The organism is Mycobacterium sp. 20KCMC460 (assembly GCF_022179425.1).
GTDB classification, from domain to species: domain Bacteria; phylum Actinomycetota; class Actinomycetes; order Mycobacteriales; family Mycobacteriaceae; genus Mycobacterium; species Mycobacterium kiyosense.
The window spans coordinates 1267439-1292948 of record NZ_AP025524.1 but is presented as its reverse complement, the minus strand read 5'-3'; the positions used below and the strand labels follow the sequence as shown (position 1 = coordinate 1292948).

The 25510-nt window shown below is 66.4% G+C and carries 20 protein-coding genes; 9 read left to right on the top strand and 11 right to left on the bottom strand.

Features of this window, described 5'->3' with window-relative positions; translation table 11 throughout:
• Positions 1-87: 87 nt before the first annotated feature.
• The 3 genes from MKCMC460_RS05970 to MKCMC460_RS05960 all read left to right on the top strand — a co-directional run bounded on the left by MKCMC460_RS05970 (position 88) and on the right by MKCMC460_RS05960 (position 4192).
• Positions 88-573, top strand: coding sequence for a hypothetical protein (locus tag MKCMC460_RS05970; protein ID WP_236981031.1), 486 nt, complete (start codon positions 88-90; stop codon positions 571-573).
• A 33-nt stretch (positions 574-606) separates the two neighbouring features.
• Positions 607-2838, top strand: a complete 2232-nt coding sequence (locus MKCMC460_RS05965; protein WP_238305395.1) for an FUSC family protein — start codon at positions 607-609, stop codon at positions 2836-2838.
• 94 nt (positions 2839-2932) lie between these two features.
• Complete coding sequence (locus MKCMC460_RS05960) at positions 2933-4192, top strand: cytochrome P450 (protein WP_236981027.1); 1260 nt, start codon at positions 2933-2935, stop codon at positions 4190-4192.
• Here the strand turns inward: MKCMC460_RS05960 and MKCMC460_RS05955 are convergent.
• The 10 genes from MKCMC460_RS05955 to MKCMC460_RS05910 form a co-directional block, all read right to left on the bottom strand.
• Complete coding sequence (locus MKCMC460_RS05955) at positions 4189-5556, bottom strand: HNH endonuclease signature motif containing protein (RefSeq protein ID WP_236981018.1); 1368 nt, start codon at positions 5554-5556, stop codon at positions 4189-4191. The genes MKCMC460_RS05960 and MKCMC460_RS05955 overlap by 4 nt on opposite strands.
• A gap of 123 nt (positions 5557-5679) precedes the next feature.
• Positions 5680-7257: a fatty-acid--CoA ligase FadD1 gene (gene fadD1 / locus MKCMC460_RS05950; protein ID WP_238305393.1), complete on the bottom strand. Its 1578-nt coding sequence runs from the start codon at positions 7255-7257 to the stop codon at positions 5680-5682.
• A complete protein-coding gene (locus tag MKCMC460_RS05945; RefSeq protein ID WP_236981014.1) occupies positions 7250-7657 on the bottom strand; it encodes a Zn-ribbon domain-containing OB-fold protein in 408 nt (135 codons plus the stop codon). The genes fadD1 and MKCMC460_RS05945 overlap by 8 nt, the downstream gene beginning before the upstream one ends.
• A 1-nt stretch (position 7658) precedes the next feature.
• The gene (locus tag MKCMC460_RS05940; RefSeq protein ID WP_236981012.1) at positions 7659-8861 is read right to left on the bottom strand and encodes a thiolase family protein; all 1203 of its coding nucleotides are present in this window, start codon (positions 8859-8861) and stop codon (positions 7659-7661) included.
• Entirely contained in the window at positions 8858-9283 is a 426-nt protein-coding gene (locus MKCMC460_RS05935; RefSeq protein ID WP_236981011.1) for a MaoC/PaaZ C-terminal domain-containing protein, read from the bottom strand. The genes MKCMC460_RS05940 and MKCMC460_RS05935 overlap by 4 nt, the downstream gene beginning before the upstream one ends.
• Positions 9280-9750, bottom strand: a complete 471-nt coding sequence (locus MKCMC460_RS05930) for a MaoC family dehydratase N-terminal domain-containing protein (RefSeq protein WP_236983805.1) — start codon at positions 9748-9750, stop codon at positions 9280-9282. Before MKCMC460_RS05930 ends, MKCMC460_RS05935 begins: the two co-directional genes overlap by 4 nt.
• Positions 9751-9772: 22 nt before the next feature.
• The gene (locus MKCMC460_RS05925) at positions 9773-10885 is read right to left on the bottom strand and encodes an acyl-CoA dehydrogenase family protein (protein ID WP_236981009.1); all 1113 of its coding nucleotides are present in this window, start codon (positions 10883-10885) and stop codon (positions 9773-9775) included.
• Positions 10886-10889: 4 nt separating this feature from the next.
• The gene (locus MKCMC460_RS05920; protein ID WP_236981007.1) at positions 10890-12068 is read right to left on the bottom strand and encodes an acyl-CoA dehydrogenase family protein; all 1179 of its coding nucleotides are present in this window, start codon (positions 12066-12068) and stop codon (positions 10890-10892) included.
• A 106-nt stretch (positions 12069-12174) separates the two neighbouring features.
• On the bottom strand, positions 12175-13626 hold the full coding sequence (locus tag MKCMC460_RS05915) for an amidase (RefSeq protein WP_236981005.1): 1452 nt from the start codon (positions 13624-13626) through the stop codon (positions 12175-12177).
• Between the two features lie 13 nt (positions 13627-13639).
• Positions 13640-16927 (bottom strand): LuxR C-terminal-related transcriptional regulator, encoded by a 3288-nt coding sequence (locus MKCMC460_RS05910; protein WP_238305391.1) that lies wholly within the window; start codon positions 16925-16927, stop codon positions 13640-13642.
• Between the two features lie 148 nt (positions 16928-17075).
• Between MKCMC460_RS05910 and MKCMC460_RS05905 the strand changes: the two genes are divergently transcribed.
• The 6 genes from MKCMC460_RS05905 to MKCMC460_RS05880 all read left to right on the top strand — a co-directional run bounded on the left by MKCMC460_RS05905 (position 17076) and on the right by MKCMC460_RS05880 (position 23785).
• Positions 17076-18455, top strand: coding sequence for a hypothetical protein (locus tag MKCMC460_RS05905; RefSeq protein ID WP_236981001.1), 1380 nt, complete (start codon positions 17076-17078; stop codon positions 18453-18455).
• Positions 18456-18545: 90 nt separating this feature from the next.
• The gene (locus tag MKCMC460_RS05900; protein WP_236980999.1) at positions 18546-19349 is read left to right on the top strand and encodes a mycofactocin-coupled SDR family oxidoreductase; all 804 of its coding nucleotides are present in this window, start codon (positions 18546-18548) and stop codon (positions 19347-19349) included.
• A gap of 15 nt (positions 19350-19364) precedes the next feature.
• The gene (locus MKCMC460_RS05895; RefSeq protein WP_236980997.1) at positions 19365-20933 is read left to right on the top strand and encodes a long-chain-fatty-acid--CoA ligase; all 1569 of its coding nucleotides are present in this window, start codon (positions 19365-19367) and stop codon (positions 20931-20933) included.
• 90 nt (positions 20934-21023) lie between these two features.
• Positions 21024-22001 carry a YihY/virulence factor BrkB family protein gene (locus tag MKCMC460_RS05890; RefSeq protein ID WP_236980995.1) on the top strand — a complete coding sequence of 326 codons (978 nt, stop codon included), beginning with the start codon at positions 21024-21026 and terminating at the stop codon, positions 21999-22001.
• 39 nt (positions 22002-22040) lie between these two features.
• Positions 22041-22973, top strand: a complete 933-nt coding sequence (locus MKCMC460_RS05885; RefSeq protein WP_238305390.1) for an LLM class F420-dependent oxidoreductase — start codon at positions 22041-22043, stop codon at positions 22971-22973.
• 143 nt (positions 22974-23116) lie between these two features.
• Positions 23117-23785 (top strand): TetR/AcrR family transcriptional regulator, encoded by a 669-nt coding sequence (locus tag MKCMC460_RS05880; RefSeq protein WP_236983803.1) that lies wholly within the window; start codon positions 23117-23119, stop codon positions 23783-23785.
• A 150-nt stretch (positions 23786-23935) separates the two neighbouring features.
• Here MKCMC460_RS05880 and MKCMC460_RS05875 read toward each other — a convergent pair whose 3' ends face one another.
• Complete coding sequence (locus MKCMC460_RS05875) at positions 23936-24964, bottom strand: hypothetical protein (RefSeq protein WP_236980991.1); 1029 nt, start codon at positions 24962-24964, stop codon at positions 23936-23938.
• Between the last annotated feature and the right edge of the window lie 546 nt (positions 24965-25510).

The window sequence follows — 25510 nt, the reverse complement described above, 5'->3', positions numbered from 1 at the left end:
CGCCGCGGGGCCGGGCAGGCTCCGCGGCGCTTCGTTCGGCGGGCACTGCTCGCCACGCCGGAAGGCGACAGGTCTTACGGTTGGTTCATGACAGAACAGTCGTATGCCGTAGACGTGGGCCATCCGCCGTCGGCTCTGCTTCGTGCCGTCAACCCGATCCTGGGTTTTCTGCTGGGCACGCCGTTCGCCGGTCCGCTGCGCAAGCAGCTGATGGTGCTCAACTTCACCGGGCGCAAGTCCGGTAAACAGTTTTCGGTTCCGGTGAGCGCGCACGTCATCGACAACGAGCTGTACGCGCTGGCCGGCGCCAACTGGAAGTACAACTTCTCCGGCGGCGGCCTCGCGCAGGTGGTCTACGACGGCAAGACCAGGCCGATGCGCGGTGAAATCGTCGAGGACAGGGCCAAGACGCACGAACTCTACCTGCGCTGCGCGCAGTCCTACGGAGTCAAGAAGGCCCAGCGGATGATGGGAATAAGCTTCCGCGACAACCGAATCCCGACGCTGCAGGAATTCGCCGAGGCGATCGAACGACTGAAACTCGTTGCGATCAAGTTCACCCCGGGCGAATAGGTAGTTCTCTTTGCGCACAACACAAACCGAAGGATGAGTCCGGTCACAATCGAACCGGTGGCGACGTTCTACCAGCGGGCGCAGACCTGGACGATCGGCTCCGACCCCGGCTTGCTGAGGCTGAGGCTGGCGATCCGCACGACACTCGCCCTGGGCTGTTCGCTGTTGGTGATGTTCGTGTTGACCCGGGCGACCGGGCAGCCGCTTACCGTCGCCCTGCTCGGTGCGGTGATCACCATGGTCGCGTCCCGCTCGGTCAACGAACCCGACCCCCGCGATCAGCGGATCACGATGGCGTTGCTGCCGCTGCCGGCGGCGCTGTCCATCGTCGTCGCCACGCTGCTGGCGCCGCATCGACTGGCCGGCGACATCGTCTTCGTGGTGGTGGTTTTCATCGCGGTCTACATCCGGCGCTTCGGTGCCCGCGGTCGCGCGCTGGGCATGGTGGGTTTCATGGCCTACTTCTTCACCCTCTACCTCCGGGCCGGCGTGCACGAGGTGCCCTGGATGGTCGGCGCCGTGGTGGTAGGCACCTTGTTCACGTTCCTGATGACGGCCTACGTGCTGCCCGATGATCCAGATCGTGTGTTGCGAGCCACTATTCGCTCACTGCGGGCGCGAATGGCGATCGTGGTCGACACCACCGCCGACGGGCTGCAGGCGGGCCGGCTCGACGAACGGCGCCGGCGCCGGGTGCGAGCCCGCATCGCGCGGCTCAACGACACGGCGTTGATGGTGCAGGACCGAATCGAGGACAAGGCCAACCCGGCCCCGGTCGGAGAACGACTGGCACCGTGGCTGTTCGATGCGGAACTCGCCGTCGAGTGGGTCGCGCTGGCCGGTCAGCGGGCGGCCCTCGTCGCTTCGGAGATACCGCCCGAGACCCGCGGCGAACTCGTCGCCGCGCTCAGCGAACTCGCGCGGGCCATCAGGTTTCCCAGCCAGGGCGGGCTGCGGGCCGCCGCGGATCGCGCCCAGCGGGTGCTCGACGGCCACCCCGCGAGCTCGGAAAGACTGGGCGAGATCGCGGTGCGCCGGCTTGCCATGTCGATAATCGCCGCTGCGACAGCCACTTCGGAGGCCCGCACGCAGATTGAGCACGTCACCGACGAAGTCACTCAGGATTCCGAAGCGGAAGACGAAAATCCCGAGCCGGACACCGGCCCCGACACGGACACCGACACCGAGCCACCCGCCGCGGGTCTGCGGCCCACCACCCGGCAAGCCATCCAGGCGTGCGTCGCGGCGGCACTGGCGATCGTCGCCGGCGACCGGGTGTCACCGGACCGCTGGTATTGGGCCGTGATCGCCGCATTCGTGGTCTTCGCCGGCACCAACACCTGGGGTGAAAGCCTCACCAAGGGCTGGCAGCGACTGCTGGGCACGGCCCTGGGTGTGCCGTGCGGGATGCTGGTCGCCACCCTTTTCTCCGGCAACGAGGTCGCCTCGCTGGTGATGGTCTTCGTGTGCCTGTTCTGCGCGTTCTACTTCATGCAGGTCACCCAGAGCCTGATGGCATTCTGGATCACCACCATGCTGGCGCTGCTGTACGGGCTGATGGGTCAGTTCAGCGTGGACGTGCTGCTGCTCCGCATCGAGGAGACCGCAATCGGCGCCGTCATCGGAGTTGCCGTGGCAATTCTGGTGCTGCCCACCAACATCGGCGCCACCGTGCGCAGCGACACCCGCGAATTCCTCACGGCGTTGTCCACCCTGATCGACACCTCCATGGCCGCGATGTTCGACCGCGGTCCGGCCGGCAGCCCGACGGAGCAGGCACGCCAACTCGACCGCAAACTGCAGCAGTATCGGGCCACCGCCAAACCGCTGCTCGCCGGCGTCACCGGGCTGGCCGGGCGCCGCAGCATTCAGCGCAGCCTGCGATTGTTCGCCGCCTGCGATCGCTACGCCCGGGTGCTGGCCCGCCGCAGCGAGCAGTATCACCACCCCGACTGCCCGGCCGAGCTCGCCGACGCCGTCACCGATGCCGCGACCCAGGTTCGGCGCAACATCGACGCTCTGATCGCCACGCTCGACGGCGAGCACGCCACGACCATCATCTCAGCTTCCGATGCCCTGGATGCCGCGGAAACGTTGGCCCAGGAGCACGACGACACCTTCGATCCCGGCCGGCCCGGACCGGATCCGCGGCGTCATCCCGCTGTTCTGCACCAGCTGCGGCAGATCGACCGGGTGGTGGTCGCCGCCGCAACCCACCTGGATGCCGACGCGGTACTCAAATCCCCTGACTCCCGGGTGAATTGAGTTCATCCACACTTGAGCTCTTCACCGTCGGCGGGTCAGGCGGCTACGATCAGGCGCAACGCCGCGCTCGGCACCTCATCGAGGAGGAAGTCCCATGGCCGCTCCGAACCTGCCACCGGGCTTCGACTTCACCGATCCCGACATCTATGCGCATCGCCTGCCGGTGCAGGAATTCGCCGAGTTACGCGCCACCGCCCCGGTCTGGTGGAACGAGCAGCCACTGGATCAGGGCGGATTCGGTGACGGCGGCTACTGGGTGGTGACCAAGCACCGCGATGTTCGCGACGTGTCGTTGCGCAGTGACGTGTTCTCCTCCGCCGAGAAGTCCGTCGTGCCGCGTTACCCGCAGGAGGCGGCACAGGCGCAGGTCGAGGCCGGGCGGGCGTCGATGATCATGATGGACGACCCCGAGCACACCCGGCTGCGCAAGATCATCGCCCGCGGGTTCACGCCCCGTGCCGTGGAACGGTTGCGCGCCGACCTCGGCGAGCGGGCGCAGCGGATCGCGGCCCGCGCGGCGGCCGAGGGGTCGGGCGATTTCGTCCGACAGGTGGCCTGCGAATTGCCGCTGCAGGCCATCGCCGGGCTGCTCGGGGTGCCGGTGGAGGACCGCGAGCAGTTGTTCGACTGGTCGAACCAGATGATCGGCAGCGACGACCCCGAGTTCGCCGAGCACAACTCGTTGACGGCCGCTGCCGAAATGATGTGGTACGCCATGCAATTGGCGGCCAGCAAGGCCGAGAATCCCGGTCCCGACATAGTCTCGACGCTGCTGCGGGCCGACGCCGACGGCAACCTGTCCGAGGCCGAGTTCGGCATGTTCGTGGTCACGCTCGCCATCGCCGGAAACGAGACCACCCGCAACTCGATTACCCACGGCATGATGGCGTTCACCGACTTTCCCGACCAGTGGGAACTGTTCAAGGCCCAACGCCCCAAAACCGCGGCCGACGAGATCATCCGGTGGGCCACACCCATCACCGCGTTCCAGCGCACCGCGATGGTCGACACCGAAGTCGGCGGTGTCGCAATCAAGAAGGGCCAGCGGGTGGTGCTGTTCTACCGCTCCGCCAACTTCGATGAAGACGTGTTCGACGATCCGCTGGCGTTCAATATCCTGCGAAACCCCAACCCGCACGTCGGATTCGGGGGCACCGGCGCGCATTACTGCATCGGCGCCAACCTGGCTCGCATGACGATCGACCTGATGTTCAACGCCATCGCCGACACCTTGCCCGACGTGGCTTCGCTGGCCGAACCCGAGCGGCTGCGCTCGCCGTTCATCACCGGCATCAAGCACTGGCAAGTCGATTACCGGAGCAAGTGCCCAAGATCATCCGGAACCGCTGACTAAGGCTCGTCGTCGTCATCGCCGGGTATCAGCAGCTTCTCCGGGTGGTGATACCGATTGATCCGCGGCTGCCCATGGTCCAGGTGTGCCGGCGGCAGCCATTCTGTCTCGCCCTTGGCGTTGGTGCGGGTCGTGAATCCGCCGTCTTCGACCAGGCGGTTGTCGATGCCACAGGCCAGCGTCAGGTCGCCGATGTCGGTGCGCCCGGTGTTCTTCCAGCCGCTGACGTGGTGAACCTCGCTGTGGTACGCCGGCGCGGTGCAACCGGGCCGCGTGCACCCACGATCCCTGGCATACAACATGATTCGCTGGGCGGGTGAGGCCAGCCGCCTGGTGTGGTACAGCGCCAGCGGTTTGGCCCCATCGAACAGGGCGAGGTAATGATTCGCATGACTCGCCATCCGAATCAGGTCCGAGATAGGGACTTTCGAGCCGCCACCCGTCACCCCTCGACCGGCCGCGGACTCCAGATCCTGCAAGGTGGCGGTGACCACGATCGACACCGGCAGACCGCGGTGGCTGCCGAGCTCGCCCGACGCCAACAGCCCGCGCAGTCCCGCCAACAGGCCATCGTGGTTGCGTTGCTCCTGGCTGCGGGAGTCACGACGCGCCGCGTCCGCATCGGGTGTGCCGTCTACCACCGGGGCGTCGTCCTGAGGGTTGCACGCGCCGGGCGCTGCCAGCTTGGCCAACACAGCCTCGAGCGTGGCTCGCAGTTCCGGATTGACCAGACCGCTGATCGCGGACATGCCGTCGGATTGCTGCTTGCCGAGTTTGATACCGCGCTTGCGGGCGCGCTCCTCATCGGAGAAATCACCATCGGGGTGCAGCCAGTCCAACAGCTGCGATGCCAAGCCGGCTAGCTCGTCGGGACGACGATCCACGGCCAGCTCGGCCAGCACGGCCTCCGCGCTTTCGCGAACACCGAGATCCACCGTGGCGGGCAGATCCTTGAGGAAGTCCCGGATCGCTTTCAGGTGCCCGTCACCGATGCGCCCGTCCAGGTGCGCCGCGGCGGTGTTCGACAACAGCGGGTCCAGCGGCTCCCCGGTGATGGCGCGGCGCTGTCCCAGGTCGGCCGCGTCGGCGATGCGGCGGCTCGCCTCTTTCTTGTTGATGTGCAGCAGGTCGGCCAGCGCCGAACTCAAGGATCCGCCCAACTCTTCCTTCGTGGCCCCGGCGGCCAGCTGGTTGATCAGGGTGTGCTGGACGGCTCGGGGACGCCGGGCCTGGCGTTCCAGCCGATGGACGATCCGCTTGTGTTCGGGTGTGGTCAGTCCGTCAAATGTCAGCGCGCACAACCGGTCCTGAAGTTCGTCGATCCCGTCGAGGATCGCGACGATCTCCTCGCGACTGCTTGCCGTCATACCCCGAATGCTACGAAGACCCACCGACAAATAGCGCTCCCGCAAGCGCGGAAACCCGCCCGAGCAGAAGATTTCACTCACAGCGAAAAACGCTGCCGCCGTTGATTTATCTCCCGGACCCGACTAACCGGCAGCGACGTACTCCCGCCCCCGCTCCGAGCGCACCCACAACACCCCACCGTCCCCGGCGGTCGGGCCGGCCTTGACGAGTTCGCGTTTGAGGATCTTGTTGGTCGGGGTCCGCGGCAGCGCGGCCTCGATCCGCACATACCGCGGCCACGCTTTCGGTGACAGGTCCGGCTGCGCGGCCAGGAATTCACCGAATTGGTTGGGCGTCAACGTTGCTCCGTTGTTGAGCACCAGCGCGGCCATCACCTGGTCGCCGACGCGTTCGTCGGGAACGGCGTAGACGGCGAGGTGGTTGACCTCGGGTAGGCGTTGCAGGATCCGCTCGATTGGTCCTGCGGCGAGATTCTCGCCGTCCACCCGCATCCAGTCCGCGGTCCGCCCGGCCAGGTAGATCCACCCGTCGGCGTCGCGGTAGGCCAGATCGCCCGACCAGTACATGCCGTGGCGCATCCGCTCACCGGTGGCCGCGGCATCGTTGTAGTAGCCGGTGAAGCCGCCGGAACCGTAGGTGTTGACCAGTTCGCCGACGGCGTCGTCGAAGTTGGTCAGTGCGTCGTGCTCGTCGAAAAGCGCTGGGGCACATTCGGTCAGCGTGTCGGGGTGGTACACACTCACGCCCGGATACCCCCTGCCGATCGAGCCGGCCGGCGTCCCGTCTTCGCGCATCACGACGACGGCGAATTCGCTGGAACCGAAGCTGTCCACCACCCGGCAGCCGAAACGCTTTGCGAATTCCTCGATGTCGCGCTCGGTGGCCTCGTTCCCGAACGCCGCACGCAGCGTGTTGTCGGCATCGTCGGGCTGCTCCGGCGTGGCCAGCACCAGCGCCAGTGGCTTGCCGACGTAGTTCAGGTAGGTGATGCCGTAGCGGCGGATGTCGGCCAGGAATCGCGACGGCGAGAACTTGACTGGCACCATCGCCGCGCCCGCGCACAGGGCCACCACCCAGCCCGCCGCGACACCGTTGGAGTGGAACAGCGGCATCGCCAGGTAGCACACGTCGTCGCGGGTGAGCCCGAATCGTTCAACCAGACTGGCCCCACACAGCACGCCCATCGCGTGGGCGAATCGCACTGCCTTCGGATCGCCGCTGGTGCCGGAGGTGAAGATAATCACCACCGGATCGGCTCCGCCGACCTCACGGGGCACCAGCGGTCCCGCCGCCGCCACCGCGTCGCGATACCCGGCTTCGTCGACGTTGACTACGGCGACACCGCCCAGGTCGAGACCGTCGAGCAGCGCCCGGTGATCGTCGTCGACCAGCACCAGTTGGGAGTCCGAGCGGGCGATGTCGGCCGCCAGACCCGCCCCGCGACGGGTCGTGTTGATGCCGCACAGCACGTACCCGCCCAGCGCGGCGGCAGCCATCGACCGCAGCATCGCCGGCGAATTGCCCAGCAGCGCAGCGACATGCAGCGGCCGGCGCCGGTCGAGGAGGTTCAACACCATCGACGCCTCGGCCGAGGCCTCGCGCAGGTGCTCGCGCCAGGTCCAGGTCCGATCATTGTGCATCACCGCCACGGAGTCGTCCTGCATGCGGGAGCGCAGCAGCTGCTGCAGAGTTTCAATCATCGGCGGGCCTGTACCGCAACAACGTCACGTCGCCGGCGTCGCAGAACACCGGGCAGACCCGCATGCCGATCCGGATGTCCTCGGGCGCGACCTCGACCAACTCGGTGCTGACCCGGGGTCCGACGTCCCACTGCACGACCGCGAGAAGTTGCGGCAGCTGATCTGCCCATGGCGGACCGGTGGGACGGCGCGCGACCGTGTAGGTGTACAACGTTCCGGCGCCGTCGATTTCGCGCCATTCCAGGTCGTCGGCCAGCGTTCCGGGCGCCAAGGTGCGCGGGTAGAAGACGTAGCGACCGGTCGACGGCGAGTATTGAATCCGGATCTTGTGCTCGCGCAACGCATCCCAGAATGGCTGCGATACCGGCGTCGGCTCGGGCAGCGGCCGGGGATCAGTCATCTCAGTCGCCTCCCAGCAGCAGGGCAACCTGCTCGCTCATGATGCCGCCATTGCCCGTCACGAATGCGGTGTTGCAGTCGCGGACCTGCGCATCCCCGGACCGGCCCATGAGCTGCCGGGCGCCGTCGACCACGTGATGCATGCCGCCGGCCATCCCGGCCTGTCCGAACGACAATTGGCCGCCGGCGGTGTTGACCGGGAAATCGCCCCGGAAGGTCAGGTCGTGTTCGGTGAGCCACCTCATGCCCGCACCTTTGCTGCAGAAGCCCGCATCTTCCAGCGTCATCAGCACGGTGATGGTGTAGCAGTCATAGATCGAAGCGACGTCAACGTCGTCGCGGACCAAACCGGCCATCGTGAAAGCCTTTTCGGCGGCGCGGCCGATCGGGGTGTGCAGCAGATCGTCGGCGTAGGTGGGGGTTTTGAAGCGGATGTGCTCACCGAAGCCCTTGACCCAGACCGGCCGGTGCCGGGCACGGCGCGCCACATCGGCATTGGCGACCAACACCCCGGCCCCACCCTGCACCCGCATCACCGTCTCCAGCATGCGGATCGGGTCGGCGATCACCGGGCTGCTCAGCACATCCTCGACGGTGAGCGGCTTGCCGTGGAACACCGCGCCCGGGTGGGCGCAGGCGTTGGTGCGCTGCTGTACTGCGATCCGCGCCAAAGCGGCTGCATCGTAGCCGTATTCGGCCGCATAGCGCTGGGCTATCTGGGCGTACGGCGCGTTCTGTCCGACGTTGCCGTAGGGGATCTCGAACTCGGCCTGCGGTGAACCATAGTTGTTGCTCGACGCCCCGTACCAGCCCAGGGTGCGGCCGGGCCGGCGCTGCGAGCGCGGAATCTCCAACGACCCCGGAACCACCACCAGCACCGCGTCGCACACACCCAGTTCCACCGCCGCGGCCGCCCGCCAGACCATGCCGGCAGCGGTCGCACCGCCCAGGTCCACTCGGTCGCCGAAGTCCAGCGGGATCCCCAGATACTCCGAAAGGGTGGCCGGCGCAAACATGTCCGACTCCGCGAGGCCGTGACACGAAAGACCGTTCACCACCGCCGCATCGACGCCCGCGTCCTCGATCACCATCTTCGCCAGCAGTGCGTACTGGTCCAGGGTGAACGACGGCGGCCGACTCTGGCGGCGTTCGGCGGGCAGTTCCGCGATGCCGACGATGGCCGCCTCGCCCCGCAATCCGCTCATCGGCCGGCCCGGTGCGGCAGTGCGACGGTCGCAGTGCCGGGCATCAACACGTCGTCGCCGCGCCGGCAGAAGACGTCCAGGTCCACCAGGCCGTCCGCCTTGCCGGTCACGACGCCACCGAACGTCAACTCCTGACCCGGGTATGCGACGGCGCGGTTCTGCACCGAGAACCGGACCAGTCTGCCGTCGCCGCCGACCCAGTCGGTCAGCGCCCGCGACAACAAGGCCGCCTGGAGCGGCCCCTGGACCAGGACGTTGTCGTAGCCTTCGACGTCGCGCGCCCAATCCTTGTCGTAGTGGATGCGGTGCCCGTTATAGGTCGCGGCGCTGAACAAGAACATCTGCGTCTCGGTCACCGTCACGGTCAATGTGGTTATCGCCGAACCGGTTTCGACGTCCTCATAGTATAGCTGCCCGGTCACGCGGGCCTCGCGATCATCGACGTGGTGGTTTCGGCAAGAAGCTCGCCACCCTGATTGCGGTATTCGGCACTCCAGGTCACCAGGACGAATCGGCCTGATCTGCCTTCCTTTTCCACGATCGAGTCGATGGTCCGCACCAGCTGTACCTGGTCGTGGTGATAGGCCGGGGCGTGGAAGGTGGTGCTCTCGCCGCCGGCCATCCGCCGCGGAGCGCGCGGGAAAGCCAGGCTGCCGGTGGTGGCGCCGGATGACCCGTCGGGTCGCAGCTCGTCCAGGCTGGTGACGCCCAGGACGGCGTACTGCAGGTAAAGCGGTGGGCAGACGATGTCTCGGTAACCATGTGCGCGTGCGTATTCGGGTTCGAACCACAACGGGTTGTGGTCGCCGACCGCGGCGGCCCACCGTTGCCAGTCCCGCCTGCTCACCTCGCCGACGGCGGTGGCTACCACGCTGCCGACGCGCGCCATCGAGTCCGGATCGATGAGGCTTTCAGTCACCCATGCCCTCCCAATTCATCTCTGCGTCAAGCCATCTCGCGGCTTCGTCGGCGCCGCCCCCGACCGTCGCGAGGATGCGCGCGCGTTCGGAGAACAGGTGCAGGTCGGTGTCGACGACGTAGCCCATGCCGCCGTGCAACTGGTGGGCATCCAGCGTGATCTGCTTGACCCGGCACGCCTGCATCCTGGCGATCGCGGTCTCGCGGGTGGCCGTGCGGCCGCGACCGATCCAGAACACCGCGGAGTGAGCGGCCAACCTCGCCGCCGCCAGCGCGATGTGCATGTCCGCCACCAGATGCTGGGCCGCCTGGAAGGAGGCGATCGGACGGCCGAACTGTTCGCGCATCTTGGTGTACTCGACGGTACGTTGCAGCACCGCGTCGGCCACGCCGACCAAATCAAGGCTCAACAGCGCCACCGCCGCGTTGACCACCCGGCGCAGCTCCGGGCCGGCCAGCTCACCCAGGACGCGGCGGTGGTCGTCGACGAGCACATCGTGCAACTCCACCGCGAACGCCCGATACCCGCCCATCAGGGCGAGTGGCTGGACCCGCAGGTCGGCGGTGTCGACAACGAAACCCATTGTCGCTGAACCGGTATCGGCGGTGACGACAATCAGGTCGGCCGCAGCGGCGTCGCTGACGAAGTCCAGGCGACCGGTTAACAGCCAGCGCCCGTCGCCGTCGGCGCGGGCGCGCAACCTCGGGGTGACATCAGCGGCGTCCCGCGGGTTGTACAGCGCGGTCGTCGCGCGTGCAGTGCCCGACGCCAGCGCCGGCAGCCAGGTTTCGCGCGCTGCCGAACCACCCAGCCAGTCGACGGCCAGCGCGGCATGCGTGCTGCTGTGCACACCCATGGGGCACAACGCCCGTCCGGCTTCGACGCAGAAGACGCCGAATTCGGACAGGGTGCCGCCGGATCCGCCGAGTCGCTCCTCGATCGGCAGTCCGAGCAGACCCGCTTCGGCCAACGATTTCCAAAGTCCCGGTGTTACGTGGTCGTTGCCGTGCGGTGCACGCGGCACTGTCGCGGGACCGGCGGCGCTCAATACCTTGCGGCACATGGCGGCCAGATCCTGCTCATCCTGATCGGGTATCAGTCGCATGCGGTCACCTGCCGTAGGAGGGCATTGCGTGACCGCGCTGGGCGATCACATCCCGCAGCACCTCGTTGGTGCCGCCGCCGAACCGCATCAGCGGTGCCACCCGGTACAGCCGCTCGAAGAAGCCGGCCGCGGGCGCGTCGGCGCTGCGATGCGCCAGCAGTCCGTCGGGACCGAGCAGGTCGATCGCCAAATCCGCGATGCGCTGCCGTAATTCGCTGGTGAAGATCTTCTCGACGCTGACCTCGACGGTGGGTATCCGTCCGGAGTCCAGCAACGAGGCGGCTTCGTAGCCCATCAGTTTCGCCACTTCCACGTCGGCCTCGGCTTGGGCCAGGCGCCGGCGAAACGCAGGGTCGCCGGCCGGCACGAAACCGTCGCGGCACGGTCGGGACGCCAACGCCACCAACTCGTCGAGGGCTCGGCGCAGATCGCCTGCATTGGTCAGCGCACCACGCTCCAAGTCCAGCGCGCCGGTGATGTAGGTCCAGCCGCGGTTGACCTCCCCGATCAGGTTGGTGACGGGCACCCGTACGTCGCGGAAGAATGTCTCGTTGGTGCGATAACCCGACCACGCGTAGAGCGGATGGATCTCGATGCCGGGCGTGTCGATGGGGACCATGATCACCGAGATCCCGCGGTGCCGCGGCGCGTCGGGATCGGTCCGGACGCAAAGCCATTCGTGCGTGCAGCGCTGTGCCCCACTGTTCCAGATCTTGGACCCGGTGATCACCCACTGGTCGCCGTCCCGGACCGCGCGCGTCTTCAAGCCGGCCAGGTCAGTGCCGGCATTGGGCTCGGAATAACCCACCGCACAGATGATTTCGCCGCGGGCGATCGGCGGCAGGAATTCCTTCTTGTTCTGCTCGGTGCCGTGCCGCATGATCATCGGTGCCACCGAGGTGACGGTCAGGTCCGGGCCCGGGACGCCCGCGTACTCGAACTCACTCATCAACAGGTGCTGGTGGGTGGCCGTCAGCCCGAGGCCGCCGTACTCGCGGGGCCAGTTCAGCCCGAACCAGCCGCGTGCACCGATTTTGCGGCGAAAAGCCGAAAGTTCACCGCCCTGGAATTCGAGGTCATGCTCGGCCATCTCGGCGCGCAGCGCTGCCGTGACGTTGTCCGCGAGGAACTGACGCACCTCGGCCAGCCAGGCCCGCTGCTCGTCGTCGAGCTCGAAGTCCACACAGCGACACTAGCGGCCGGCGGCCGATCGACTGCCGGCACCCACGCGCCGGCGGCCGGCAGCAACCAGACCGCCGATCGGGTTCGACCGATGAGCGCGGCGACACTCAGGCCAGCGGCGGTCGACAGGACGACCAGGGGTGAGCGGATTCCAGTTGGGCCGCAACGCGAATCAGGACATCCTCCCGGCCGTAAGCGGCGGCCAACTGGATGCCGATGGGCAGCCCGTCGCCGTTGCGGTGCAGCGGCAGGCTGATGGCCGGCTGCCCGCTCATGTTGAAAGGCGGCGTGAACGCCGCGAACTCGCCGCCACGGCGCATCGGCGCGGTCGGGTGCTCGGGCTTGTTCTCGAACTCGGCCAACGGCAACGGCGGTTCGGCGACCGTGGGGGTGAGCAGCAGGTCCCAACCGTCGGCCCACCACTGTTGCAGTGCCCGACGGAAGGCGTACACCGCGTTCTCGGCCGCGGCGTAGTCGACGGCGCTGACCCCCCGCGCACGTTCGATCAGCACCCAGTTGACCGGCTCGATGTCGTCGGCGGTCAACTCCCGGCCGAGCGTCGCGCCGAAGCCACGCGCCGCCATCGCCAGCTGCGTTGCCCACAGCGCCATGAACTTCTGCTGCAACGTATCGTCGGCCAGGGCCGACGGCCACGCCGGTTCGACGATGTGCCCGAGCCCCTCCAGCATGGAGGCCGCCGAGCGCACCGCCGTCACACAGTCCGGGTGCAGGAACCCTCCCCGCGGATGGATGTCGAGCAACCCGACCCGAAGCCGGCCCGGGTCGGCACCGAGCTCGTCGACGTAAGGCCGTTGCGGCGCAGGGGCGATCACCGTGTCGCCGACCCCGGGGCCGCGCACGGCGTCCAGCAGTCCCGCCGTGTCACGCACCGTGCGACTGACACACAGCTCCACGCCCAGGCCCGCCTCGGCGCGCAACGGCCCAACCGTGATGCGGCCCTGGCTGGGCTTGAGTCCGACCAGCCCGCAGCACGACGCCGGGATCCGGATGCTGCCGCCGCCGTCCGAGGCGTTGGCGAACGGAACCATCCCGACGGCGACCGCCGCTGCCGCACCGCCACTGGAGCCACCCGGGGTACGGTCCAGCGCATAGGGGTTACGGGTCGGCCCCCACGCCAAAGGTTGAGTGGTGGGCAGGCTGCCCATCTCGGGACTGTTGGTTCGCCCGGCGATGACCAGTCCGGCCGCCTTGAACCGGGATACCAACGTGGTGTCGGCGGTGTCGATCTTGGCCGCCGCCTTGAGGGCCGCGTTGCCGTTGGACAGCGTCTGGCCGGCGAAGCTGGTGTAGAGATCCTTGAGCAGGAATGGGACGCCTTGAAAGGGACGCGGCGGCCCGTGCGGCAAACCCGCGTCGGCGGCGACCGCTCGGGCGTGTTCGAACCATTCGATGACGACAGCGTTCAGTGTTGCGTTGGATTGCTCGATGCGTTCGATGGCCGCTTCCAGCAGTTCGCCGGGTGTCACCTCTTTCTTGGCGATCAGCGCAGCTTGATCGGTGGCGTCCATCCATCGGGTTTCCTCGGCAAGTCCACTCATAACATTCGGTCTATCACGAATGGCGAGCGGCCTCCTGCACCAGCTGGACCCGGGATGACAATCCGAGCTTCGTATACACATGGGTGAGGTGGCTCTCCACCGTCCGCAGCGAGACGAAAAGCCTTGCGGCGATTGCTTTGTTCCCCAGTCCCTCGCTGACCAGGCCGACGACGGCGCACTCGGTCGGGGTGAGCGACGCCCAACCGGCGGACGGACGGCGCCGCTCCCCGCGGCCCCGTTGCGCATAAGCGATCGAATCCTCGGTGGACATCGCGGCGCCCTCGGCGTATGCGACGTCGAATTCGTTGTCGCCGAAGGCATCCCGTAACCGAGCGACCGCATCGTCGGGCGCGGCGTCGTGCACCTTGAACCGGACCGCGCCCATCCGCTGCCGGAGCGCGGCAGCGGCGCCGAACAGCCGGCACGCTTCAGCACGCCGCTCGGCCTGGCCGGCGAGTATCGCCAGCAGCTCGAAGATATCCGGAATTCCGAGCAACGCGCCCAGATTCGCCGCCAGCGACAACGCCTCGTGGGCATCGCGCTCGGCCTGCTCGTATTCCCCCCGCGCGATCGCCACCCGGGTGCGGGCCTCAAGCGCCAACACCCGGTACCAGCCGGAGGACACCGAGACCGACTCATCAGCCCACCGGTGCGCCCCGGCCGGGTCGCCCTGAGCCAGCGCGACTTCGGCCCGTAGATAGGTGTGCATCCACTGGTGTATCGGGTTAGCGTTCAACTGCTGGCGGCACAATTCACTCAGCCGGTCCGCCTCGAGCACCTCCCCCGCCGCCAGCATCGCCGCGGCGTGCACACCGTTGCCGTTACCGAGCCAAAGGTCACCCATCTCGGCAAGGATCGGCATACTTTCGTCGAAGATGCCCAGAGCGGTCTCGAGGTCGCCTCGGTACGCATGGGCTAATCCGAGCATGTGCCTGCTCACCGTCCACCACATACCGTCGCCGGCCGCCTCCGCGTCCGCTTCGACGCCCCGCAGCTGGTCGATCGCGCCCGCGAGATCTCCGCTGACAGTTCGAGCCCAGCCCAGCCAGTTGCAACACTGTCGGCGGGTGAAGCGATCACCGACGACCTCCGCCAGCTGCTCCCCTTCTTCTCCGAACTTGCGAGCGGCCGGAACGTCACCGTTCATGAAAGCCAAGTTCGTTTGCCACCCCAACAGCTGGACAATCAGCCACTTGTCGCCCAGCGGGCGGGCCAAACCGAACGCCTCGTCGAAATACTGCCGGCCGTCTTGGCCACCATAGGCGGTCATCACCCCGCAGGCCGTGAGCGCACGGGCAAGCAGCGCCGGGTCGCCGATTTCGCGAGCCATCGTCACGGCTTGTTCGGCCCACGTCGCGCTGTCCACCCCGATCGCCCAGGTGTGCAGCAGGGCGCGGTCGGCGAGGGCACGAGCGCGAACCGCGGATGTTGCTGCGGCGCCTTCATTTTGGCCCAGCGCCGCATCGAACCACGCCATCAGCGCCTCGCGTACCCGCCCGCTGATCAACCACAGCGGCACCAGCGCCGACGCCAACCGCAAGGCGCTGTCGCTGTCACCCTGGTCCACGCTCCAGGCGAGAACCGCACGCAGATTATCGATCTCGACAGCCACCCGGTCGATCTGCTGTTGATCGGCCGCCCCGTTTTCCAGCGACGCCGCGACTTCCAGATAGTGGTCACGGTGACGCGCTCGTACGTCGTCACCTTCGCCCGACTCACCGAGCTTCTCCAGCGCGTACTGGCGCACCGTCTCCAACATCCGGTATCGCGTTGCACCACTAGGGCTTTCGGCAACTACCAGCGACTTGTCCACCAGCAAGGTGAGCTGGTCGAGCACCTGGTAACGCTCGACCTCGCTACCCCCGGCAACGGCACGCACCGCTGCCAGATCGAAGCCGCCGACGAACGCCGCCAGTCGCCGGAACAGCACCCGTTCCGATTCGGTCAACAACGCGTGCGACCAGTCGACCGAAGCCCGCAGCGTCTGCTGACGCCGCACCGCGGCGCGAGTGGTGCCGGTCAACAGCCGGAAACGGTCGTGCAGGCTGTCGCGGATCTCGTCCACGGACAGCGCGCGCACCCGCGCGGCCGCCAGTTCGATGGCCAGCGGCATCCCGTCCAGCCGACTGCAGATGTCGCAGACCACGTCGCGCTGGTCGGCGAGGCGGAACTCGGGCCGGACCAGTCGAGCCCGGTCGACGAACAGGTCGACCGCCTCGTCGTTCAGCGACAGCGACGGCACCCGCCAGATCGCCTCGCCTGCCACGCCGATCGGCTCCCGGCTGGTCACCAGCAACCGCAGCCCCGCGCACGCGCTGAGCAGCGCCCCCACCAGCGCCGCCGTCGCGTCCAACAGGTGCTCGCAGTTGTCCAGCACGATCAGCATCTGACGGTCCCCGATGAAGCCCACCAGCGTCTCCGTGGTGGAGCGGCCCGGCTGGTCGGGCAGGCCCAGCGCCCGCGCCGCGGCGATCGCCACGATGTCGGAATCGGCGATCGGCGCCAGGTCGACGAACCACAGCGCACCCGTCGGCTCGGTGGCCAACCCACCGGCGACCTCGATGGCCAGCCGGGTTTTCCCTACGCCGCCGGCACCCGTCAACGTCACCAGCCGGCTGGTGCCCAACATGCGCCGTATCTCGGCCAGTTGTTCACCGCGCCCGATGAAGCTGGTCAGCTGCGCTGGAAGATTATGTACTGCACCAGTTTTCGGTGTACGTAAGGGCGGGAACTCGTTACCGAGCTCCGGGTGGCACAGCTGCAGAACTTGCTCCGGGCGCGGCAGATCGCGAAGCCGATAGGTGCCCAGATCGGTGAGCCACGCCTGCGCGGGCAGGTTGTCGAGGACCATCGCCTCGGTCGCGCTGGACAGCACCGTCTGTCCCCCGTGCGCCAGATCACGCAGCCGGCCGGCCCGGTTGATCGCCGGCCCGACGTAGTTCGCATCCCCGCTCACCGGATCGCGCAGCTGGACGTCGCCGGTATGCATGCCGATACGCAACCGGATCGGTTGCAACGGGGCCCGCTGCAGATCGACCGCACAGGCCACCGCGTCGGCGGCGCGACTGAAGGCGATCACGAAGCTGTCACCCTCGCCCTGTTCGATCGGGCGCACGCCGTGGTGGGTGGTGACGAGATCACCCAGCGTGCGATCCAACCGCGCGACGGCGGACGCCATCTGCTCGGGCTGGGTTTCCCACAGTCGGGTCGACCCCTCGATGTCGGCGAGCAGCAGCGTCACCGTTCCGGTCGGCAGCTCGTTCACGCCCAGGTCGCTCCAATTCACCGTATCTGCGCTCATGCTAGCCAGCATGTGCGCAGCCTCGACGGCAAAACATCCGTGCAAACTCGGAGAACACCGAGGCAAAACCCGCGAATTTGCTCGATTCGCCGTAACCTGGCGCCCGCTTTAGGCTCAGAACACACAGGACTTAGCGGGGGGAACGCTGATGAGTGTGCCGAACAGGCTGTTCGCGTCCAGACGCGCGGGTGCGCTGGCTGCGGTGGTCGCCGCCCTGACCTGCGCGTCCTGCGCCACCTCGGCGACCGTGAAACCGCCCGACGCGCAGCCCGGCAGCACCAAAATCCCGACGTCGACACCCGCGGCCAACTCGGTCGCGCCGCCTCCCCCGCACATCAGCCCGTTGGCCAAAGATTGGAAAACCTACGGCGGAACCGTCTACTTCGGCTGCCCCACCGACTTCACAGCCAGCAAATCCGCACTCGACGATATCCGGCCCAAAGTCCTGGACCCCAACACCGCGGATTTGATAATGCCCGCCATCCCTGCGATCGCCCCCGGCGAAACCGTCACGGGCGCCATCTGCGCATTGTCGAACAATGTCACCGACATGAAAGTCGTCTACCTGGTCAACACGCTCAAGCCCGCTGAAGGACCGCAGCCTCAAGTCACCAAAACCACGGCCTACGTGGTCGACCTGAAGTCGAGCCAGCCGCTGGCGACCAGAGAACTGCAACCGCCCGCAGACCTCAGACTCGCCGCGCCCAAGGAATGGCGACTGGCCCCCACCACCACCGGCGTGGCATGGCTACACCCCTACACCGACGCGGGCGGAGCGGCGACGCAACCGAAAACGGTAGTCCTGTCCAACACCGATCTGTCGACACTGTGGGACGACGCACAGCCCGGACGCATCTGGCAGGACATTCTCGCGTTCCAGCGCAGCACCGAGCCCAGCCCCCTGCCCAGCACCCAGGTCGGCAATGCGCTGGGTGCCGAATTGCGTTTACCCACCGGCGAACCCGTCTTCCAAGACAACGGCGTTATCAGCGTGGACAGCGAATTGTCGGACGGACCAGACAGATTCGTGCAGATCACACACCGGGATTCGGAGAGTCCATCGGTGACGTCCACCATGTTCTTCGACCTGGCCTCGCGCTCCGTCCTCAAACTCGGTGACACCGACCGGATCTCCGGTGGCAGCCTGGCCGCGACCTTGTCCGACGGAAACCTCTTCGTCGACGGACGCGGTTCGGACACTTCGCAATTCGGCTACGGCGTGTGGAATCTGCGTACCCAGCACTGGGATCTGCTGGTCAGCCGCGACGATGCCAAGAAGCAGCCGATCACCAAACTGGCGTTCTTCGGCGGCCATCTCTACATCACCAAATCAGACGGCAGCTTCTCGGTGCTTGCCCTGCCCGCCACCAATCCGGTGGCGACCAACTGGACCGACCGGCCGTTCGGCCGGATCACCGACTGGACGCTGGTCTGTCGCGGCGAGACCGCACCGGAGCAGAAGGGCGACTGCCGGGAGATCCTGCTGGCCCGCGACACCGACGGCCACTACCCCGGGCCCTGGTTCTAGCTGGGCCGCTGCCGTAGTCGTTCGGCGGTGCTAAACAGCGCGCGCTGCAAGTGTTTTCGTGACCAGGCGCTACTGCTAACCTGACGGGTTATGGGTGCGTTGGATGGACGGGTCGCGTTGATCACCGGAGGGGCGCGCGGGCAGGGCCGCACCCATGCACTGGCGCTGGCAGCCGAGGGCGCCGATATCGTCGTCGCCGATGCGCCACGGCCGATGCAGGACCTGACCTACCCGCTGGGCACCGAGGACGATCTGCGCGTGACCACCAAACTGGTCGAAGAACTGGGTCGGCGCTGCGTGCCGTTGACCGTCGACGTGCGCGACGCGGCGCAGGTGGGCACGGCCGTGGAGCAGACGGTGACCGATCTGGGCAGCCTCGACATCGTGGTAGCCAACGCCGGCGTCGTCAGTACCGGGCCGTTGGACCAGGTCAGCGACACCATCTGGCAGCAGCTGCTCGACACCAACCTGACCGGTGTCTTCCACACATTGCGTGCCGCCATCCCGGTGATGCGCCGCCAGCGGTTCGGTCGGATCGTGGTGACCTCCTCGATGGGCGGGCGGATGGGCATTCCCGAACTGGCGGCCTACAACGCCACCAAATGGGGTGTCATCGGGTTGGCCAAGTCCGCTGCGCTGGAGGTCGCCAAGGAGGGCATCACCATCAACGTCGTGTGTCCGACCACGACCCGGACGCCGATGGTCCAGCCCGAGGGCGGCGACGACGTCCCCGACGAACTGGTGCGCCGGATGATGAAGGCTAACCCGATTCCGCAGCCCTGGATCGAGCCCGAAGATGTCAGCCGCGCGGTGGTGTACCTGGTCACCGACCGCGGGGTCATCACCGGCAGTGTGCTGGAAGTCGGCCTCGGTGGCAGCGCCCGCATTCACTGATGAAAGGCTCATCCCATGTCTGACCTAGCCGATCCCCGTTTCCTCGACGAACGCCTGGCCCACTGGGCCGCCACCAAGCCCGACGAGGAGGCGATGGACTACCTGGACCGGAATTGGACCTGGGCGCAGTGGAACGACAGGGTCCGCCGGCTGGCGGGTGCGTTGACCGAGTTCGGCGTGAAGCGCGGCGACGTGGTGGCGTTTCTGGACAAGAACCACCCGGCGTGTGTCGAGCTGACCATCGCCGCCGCGTCGCTGGGGGCGGCCAACGCCATCATCAATTTCAGGCTGGCCGCCGACGAACTCGACTATGTCCTCAACGATTCGGGAGCCAAGGTGCTCATCGTCGGCTCGGAGTTCAAGCCGAGCATCGACAAGATCCGCGGTGATCTCACCAAGGTGGAACACATCATCGAGGTGACACCGGAAGGCGGCGACGGCGACGAATACGAGGCGCTGCTGGCCGGAGCCACTCCAGTCGGCCGGTCCGAAGACGTCGAACCCGATGACGTGTGCATCATCATGTACTCCTCGGGCACCACCGGCCGCCCCAAAGGCGTGATGCTGACGCAGGCGAACATCATCGCGCACACGATCAACGCGCACGAGGGCTTCGAGTTCGACCCCGGCGACAAGAGCATGGTGTCGATGCCGCTGTTCCATGTCGGCGGATCGTCCTATGTGCAGTTCGGCATTCACGACGGCGTGGCCAGCGTGATGACGCGCGACGTCGACGGCATGACGCTGGCCGGCGCAATCCTCAAGGGCGCCAACCGAACATTCCTGGTGCCTGCCGTGCTGGCGAAGGTGCTCGAGTCCGGCGAGGACGCCGTAAAACTGTTCGGGGCGCTCAAGACGTATTCCTACGGCGCGTCGCCGATGCCGCTGCCGTTGCTGCGAGCCGCGCTGGAGGCGTGGCCGAACACCGACTTCATCCAGGCCTACGGACTGACCGAAGTGTGTGGCGTGATCAGCCACCTGCTGCCGGATGCGCACCGCGCGCAAGACAACCCGGAACGGCTCGGCAGCGCGGGCACGCTGGTGCCCAACGCGGAGGTGCGAGTGGTCGACCCGTTCACGCTCGAAGACGTACCCGCCGGTGAGCAGGGTGAATTATGGTTCCGCACACCACAATTGATGAAGGGTTACCACAACAAGCCGGAGGCGACGGCCGAGGCGGTCACCGAGGACGGCTGGTTCCGGACCGGCGACATCGGGCGCGTCGACGAGGGCGGCTACATCTTCGTCGAGGATCGGCTCAAGGACATGATCATCTCGGGCGGGGAGAACATCTACTCGATCGAGGTGGAGCAGGTGCTGGCCGAACACCCGGCGGTGGCCGAGGTCGCGATCATCGGGGTCCCCGACGACAGGTGGGGTGAGGTGGTGAAAGCCGTTGTCTCCCTTGAGGGTGAGGCCACCGAGGAGGAGATCATCGCGTTCGCCCGCGAACGGCTGGCCGCCTACAAGTGTCCCAAGTCCGTCGACTTCGCCGACGAGTTACCACGCAACCCGACGGGCAAGATCATGAAGAAGGATCTGCGCAAGCCGTACTGGGACGGCCGCGACCGCGCGACGGTGTGAGCAGCTCGGCGATTGACGCGCGACGAACGAGGGTAGCCCCCCGTTAGCCCTGCAAAAGGGATGGCGTCCGCGGAAACGAAGTGATCGGCGATGGTCGGTTGGCTGGACAGGCTGCAGCAACGCAACCGAGCGCTGGGTGCGGTGGTGGCCGTCGTCTATAAGTACATCGACGACCAGGGCGGTTACCTTGCCGCCCTGATCACGTATTACGCGTTCGTGGCGCTGTTCCCGATGCTGCTGTTGCTGACCACCGGCCTCGGCGTGGTGCTGGCGGGCCGGCCCGACCTGAAGGCGCGGGTGCTCGACAGCACGCTGAGCCAATTTCCCGTCATCGGCAGCCAGTTGCACCAACCCGAACATCTCAGCGGCGGGACGGTCGCAGTACTGGTCGGTGTTCTGGGCGCGCTCTACGGCGGTCTGAACGTGGGTCAGGCGGTGCAGAATGCCATGGATTCGGTATGGGCGGTGCCCAAACACACCCGTCGCGATCCGATCCGGTCACGTAAGCACAGTTTGCTGTTGCTGTTGGTGCTCGGCACGGCCGCGATCACGGCCACCCTGGTCTCGGCGATCGGCCAGGCCGCCGGGTCGCTGGGCGGTTTCGGCCGGATCGGTGTCGCCCTGATCGCGGTGGGCATCAACGCGTTGATCTGTCTGGTGGCGTTCCGCGTCACCACCGTGCGCGACCTCAGCTACCGCGAGGTGCTGCCGGGAGCCGTCACCGCTGCTTTCGTCTGGCAGGTTCTGCAGTGGTTCGGCGCCGGCTATATCGGGCATGTGGTGAAGTCGGCCAGCGCGACCAACAGCGTCTTCGCGTTGGTGCTGGGGTTGCTCGCATTCCTGTTTCTGGTGTCTTCGACGCTGGTGCTGTGCGCCGAGATCAACGTGGTCCTGGTGGAGAAGCTGCATCCGCGCTCGTTGCTCACTCCGTTCACCGAGGACGCCGACCTCACGACCGCTGACCGAAAGACCTACACGCGCAAGGCGAAAGCCGAACGGGTCAAACGCTTCCAGCGCGTCAGCGTCAAGTTCACCGATCTCGAGCCCAAGAACACCCGTACCCCCTGAATTCATACCGTTGCGGCGCAGCCGATTACAGTGGGACCAATGGAATTCCGCACCTTCGTCGAACCCCAGCAAGGAGCCAGCTACGCCGACCAGCTGGCCGTCGCCCAAACGTCCGAGCAACTCGGTTTTGCGGCTTTCTTCCGGTCCGATCACTACTCGGCGATGAGCGGCGACGGCCTGCCGGGCCCGACCGATTCGTGGGTGACGCTCGGCGCGATCGCCCGCGAGACGTCGACGATCCGGTTGGGCACGCTGGTGACGTCGGCGACGTTCCGATACCCGGGGCCGTTGGCGATCGCGGTGGCCCAAGTCGACGAAATGAGTGGCGGCCGAGTCGAATTCGGTTTGGGCAGTGGCTGGTTCGAAGCTGAGCACCGAGCCTACGGGATACCCTTTCCCCCGGTGCGGGAACGGTTCGACCGGCTCACCGAGCAGCTCGCGGTCGTCACCGGCCTGTGGACCACGCCGGCGGGTGAGACGTTCGACTACACCGGTGAGCACTACACCATCGTTGACTCACCGGCGCTGCCAAAACCGGTGCAAGCCCCGCATCCGCCGATCGTGATCGGCGGCACCGGCGCCAAACGGACTCCGGCGCTGGCCGCGCAGTACGCGGCCGAATTCAACGTGCCCTTTGCGCCGATGGACGTGGTGCGAACCCAGTTCGGGCGGGTGGCCGATGCGGTCGCCGCCGCCGGGCGGGCGGCCGGCTCGATGGTCTACTCGTGCGCATTCGTGCTCTGCACCGGGCGCGACGAGGCCGAGATCGCCCGGCGCGCCGCGGTGATCGGCCGGGAGGTCGACGAGATGCGGTCCAACAGCCCGCTGGTCGGCACGCCCAGCGAGATCGTCGACAAGCTGGGCCCGTGGGGCGAGTTGGGCGTGCAGCGGGTGTACGCGCAGCTGCTCGACATGAGCGACTTGGCGCAGCTTGAGCTGTTCGCGACGGAGGTGCTGCCGCAGCTGTCGTAACACGTGGTTGGCTTGGCATCTGCATAGCAAACTCACCAGGACAGTAGCCGCGACTTAACGGCGACCACCGGCTGGCCACATCATGTGATGACAGGGCCGATAGAATCCGGCCACTAACTTCTCGCCTGATGAGGTTAATCTTGGTGCGCAGTCATGGGTGGTCGGGCAATACACCGACCTCCGAGCAGGAAGCAATCAACCGGATTCTTGATGCCGCCGATGAGATCATCGCCGAGCGCGGAAACGCGATGCGGATCGCCGACGTGGCGCGTGCCATCGGCGTTACCAGGCAAACGGTGTATCGCTACTTTCCCAGTACCCGGGCCCTGCAGGTGGCGACTGCGATGCGGTCGGGAGATGGTTTCCTCGACAAGCTGACCCGACATCTGCAGGGTCGCACCACTCCACTGAGTGCGATCGTGGAGGGAGTCGCATTCGCGATCGAAGAGCTCGCAGATGACGATCCGATCGTCGCCATGCTCACGACCCCCAAAATGGGGGGATTCGCACACTCGATCACGTCCGACACCAGCACGGCTTTTGGCCGGGCAATGCTCGATCGGTACGACGTCGACTGGGAGGCCCATGGCTTTGACGACGCCGCACTCGACGAGCTTTGCGAGTTCACCCTGCGCCTGTTGCAATCGTTTTGCATGGACCGCGGTGACCCGCCGCGCAGTCCATCGGCCCTTCGTGGTTTCCTCACCCGGACACTGGGACCCGCGCTGATCTATCCGCGACTCGCCCAGACCATAAACTCGCTCAACCCGACGGCTGCTCCCCGCCGAACAGGCCCGCGCTCTGTGCGGTGACGGCGAACACCGGATTCTTAGGTGCGCGGCAAAGCATTCACCAATCCGATGCCGGTCCACAGCAGTGAAAGTTCTTGCGGTCAAAGACGTTAACCGGCTCGACTGCACAGGGTTGACGCCACGGCGTCGGAGCCGCATTTCGACACGCACTCAGCTCGAGTGCTGCGCGCCTTGCGCTTTCACCCCGACCGAGTCGCCAGCCTCGGAGTCCTGCCGGGACCACAACGGGAAGGTTGCCAGGGCGGTGACACCGATCAATCCGAGGGTCTGCACGACCATGTAGGCGGTGATCCCCTCCTCATGTACCGCGTTGGCAATGACCATTGCCGCGAACGTTCCGACATAGGCGACAACGACGCCGAGGGTCACGCCCTGGATGCGCCGCGACGGGGGTTGCGCGGCGCGCAACGCCGTCACCGTCACGACCAGATAACCAGCCACCAACACCGCCAGCACCGGCCAGTGCCGCCCGATCGTGACCTTTGCGAGGATGATCGGCGCGAAGAGTATGCACCCCACAACGATGACAGCGGCGGCCACTACCGGAGCCCATAGCCCCAGCGCCCTTCCCGTCGACCACCGCTGCGCTGTCGCCGCACCGTCGATGTTGGCGCGCGCTCTCAGCACAAGATAGAAAAACACTGTGCCCCAAGTGATTTGCCAATACATGTCCACCAGCGGCCAACCCATGAAGAACTGCAACATCGGATCGTGACGCCATGTGAACCATCGAACGTCGGTGAGTCCGCCCTGTATGACAAAGGGCGCCTCCTGGCAGATCAGGAAAAGGCCGCCCGCAACGGCGGCCCTCCATCGCGTGGCAATACCCAGCCCCTCGAGCACTTTGAAGCCCGTCATGAAAATCACCGGGTAGTAGATGCTGACGTAAAGCGGCATTGCTGTGGTGCCCTCGAAGAGCGGGATGACCGGGAAGTTCAACATCACCGTGAACGGCCCCTGGGTATACAGATTGACCGTCGCCATCCCCATCAGCTCTAGCGATACCCCGTAGATCAGCGCGGTCACCATGACAAACGCGTAGACACGGTTATTGCGACGGAACTGGACGATCGAATACCAGGCGAATACCGCGAACAGCCCCAGATTCAACGCTTCCGCCGCGTTGTTTTTCCAGCCGAGACGTAGCGGACTGTTGAAAACGAGCAGGCTGGCCGACATCGTTAGTCCTTCACTCCGGGCGATCCAACTGACCCAGACACACACTATGACAGATCTGTATGCCCATAACAAGTGGGCGTCGGACGGCCGCCACCCGCAAAGCGAGATATGTTCCCGCACAGCCTTTTATCTAAGGTCGCAGTCGCGAGAGTTGGCGTCCGATGCGGCCGGATCGCAGCTCGTGGCCATACGCTGGCGATAAGACGTATGGTTCGGGGTCTGAAAAATGCGCGCTGACGTCGCCCTGAGGAAAGAGATCGGCTGCCGCGCTCGTCAGGACAAAACACGATTGCGAGTTACGTCCGCATCGGCCTACGGGAAACCCTGCGCAGGTTGTAGTTTCGGTGCTGGAGTGACCCCCGGCGGTGTTGCACGATACTCGATCGCCTGGGAACTCAGTACTGAGTGCGGGCCGAGGCGGTAGAAGCCTGGGGCCTCGACATCACTCATACCATACACTATCGTAATTATGTATGGTAAGGCTGGCATCGGAGCAATCCGGGCACGACCCCCTGACGCACACGGACCGGCGGAGGTAACTATGGC

Coding starts and splice junctions, on each gene's coding strand:
- MKCMC460_RS05945 (WP_236981014.1), bottom strand. CDS start 7,657: ATGACTGATCCCCGGCCGCTGCCCGAGCCGACGCCGGTATCGCAGCCA.
- MKCMC460_RS05925 (WP_236981009.1), bottom strand. CDS start 10,885: ATGCGACTGATACCCGATCAGGATGAGCAGGATCTGGCCGCCATGTGC.
- MKCMC460_RS05910 (WP_238305391.1), bottom strand. CDS start 16,927: ATGAGCGCAGATACGGTGAATTGGAGCGACCTGGGCGTGAACGAGCTG.
- MKCMC460_RS05905 (WP_236981001.1), top strand. CDS start 17,076: ATGAGTGTGCCGAACAGGCTGTTCGCGTCCAGACGCGCGGGTGCGCTG.
- fadD1 (WP_238305393.1), bottom strand. CDS start 7,257: ATGATTGAAACTCTGCAGCAGCTGCTGCGCTCCCGCATGCAGGACGAC.
- MKCMC460_RS05890 (WP_236980995.1), top strand. CDS start 21,024: ATGGTCGGTTGGCTGGACAGGCTGCAGCAACGCAACCGAGCGCTGGGT.
- MKCMC460_RS05885 (WP_238305390.1), top strand. CDS start 22,041: ATGGAATTCCGCACCTTCGTCGAACCCCAGCAAGGAGCCAGCTACGCC.
- MKCMC460_RS05895 (WP_236980997.1), top strand. CDS start 19,365: ATGTCTGACCTAGCCGATCCCCGTTTCCTCGACGAACGCCTGGCCCAC.
- MKCMC460_RS05940 (WP_236981012.1), bottom strand. CDS start 8,861: ATGAGCGGATTGCGGGGCGAGGCGGCCATCGTCGGCATCGCGGAACTG.
- MKCMC460_RS05960 (WP_236981027.1), top strand. CDS start 2,933: ATGGCCGCTCCGAACCTGCCACCGGGCTTCGACTTCACCGATCCCGAC.
- MKCMC460_RS05965 (WP_238305395.1), top strand. CDS start 607: ATGAGTCCGGTCACAATCGAACCGGTGGCGACGTTCTACCAGCGGGCG.
- MKCMC460_RS05875 (WP_236980991.1), bottom strand. CDS start 24,964: ATGTCGGCCAGCCTGCTCGTTTTCAACAGTCCGCTACGTCTCGGCTGG.
- MKCMC460_RS05970 (WP_236981031.1), top strand. CDS start 88: ATGACAGAACAGTCGTATGCCGTAGACGTGGGCCATCCGCCGTCGGCT.
- MKCMC460_RS05915 (WP_236981005.1), bottom strand. CDS start 13,626: ATGAGTGGACTTGCCGAGGAAACCCGATGGATGGACGCCACCGATCAA.
- MKCMC460_RS05930 (WP_236983805.1), bottom strand. CDS start 9,750: ATGGCGCGCGTCGGCAGCGTGGTAGCCACCGCCGTCGGCGAGGTGAGC.
- MKCMC460_RS05955 (WP_236981018.1), bottom strand. CDS start 5,556: ATGACGGCAAGCAGTCGCGAGGAGATCGTCGCGATCCTCGACGGGATC.
- MKCMC460_RS05900 (WP_236980999.1), top strand. CDS start 18,546: ATGGGTGCGTTGGATGGACGGGTCGCGTTGATCACCGGAGGGGCGCGC.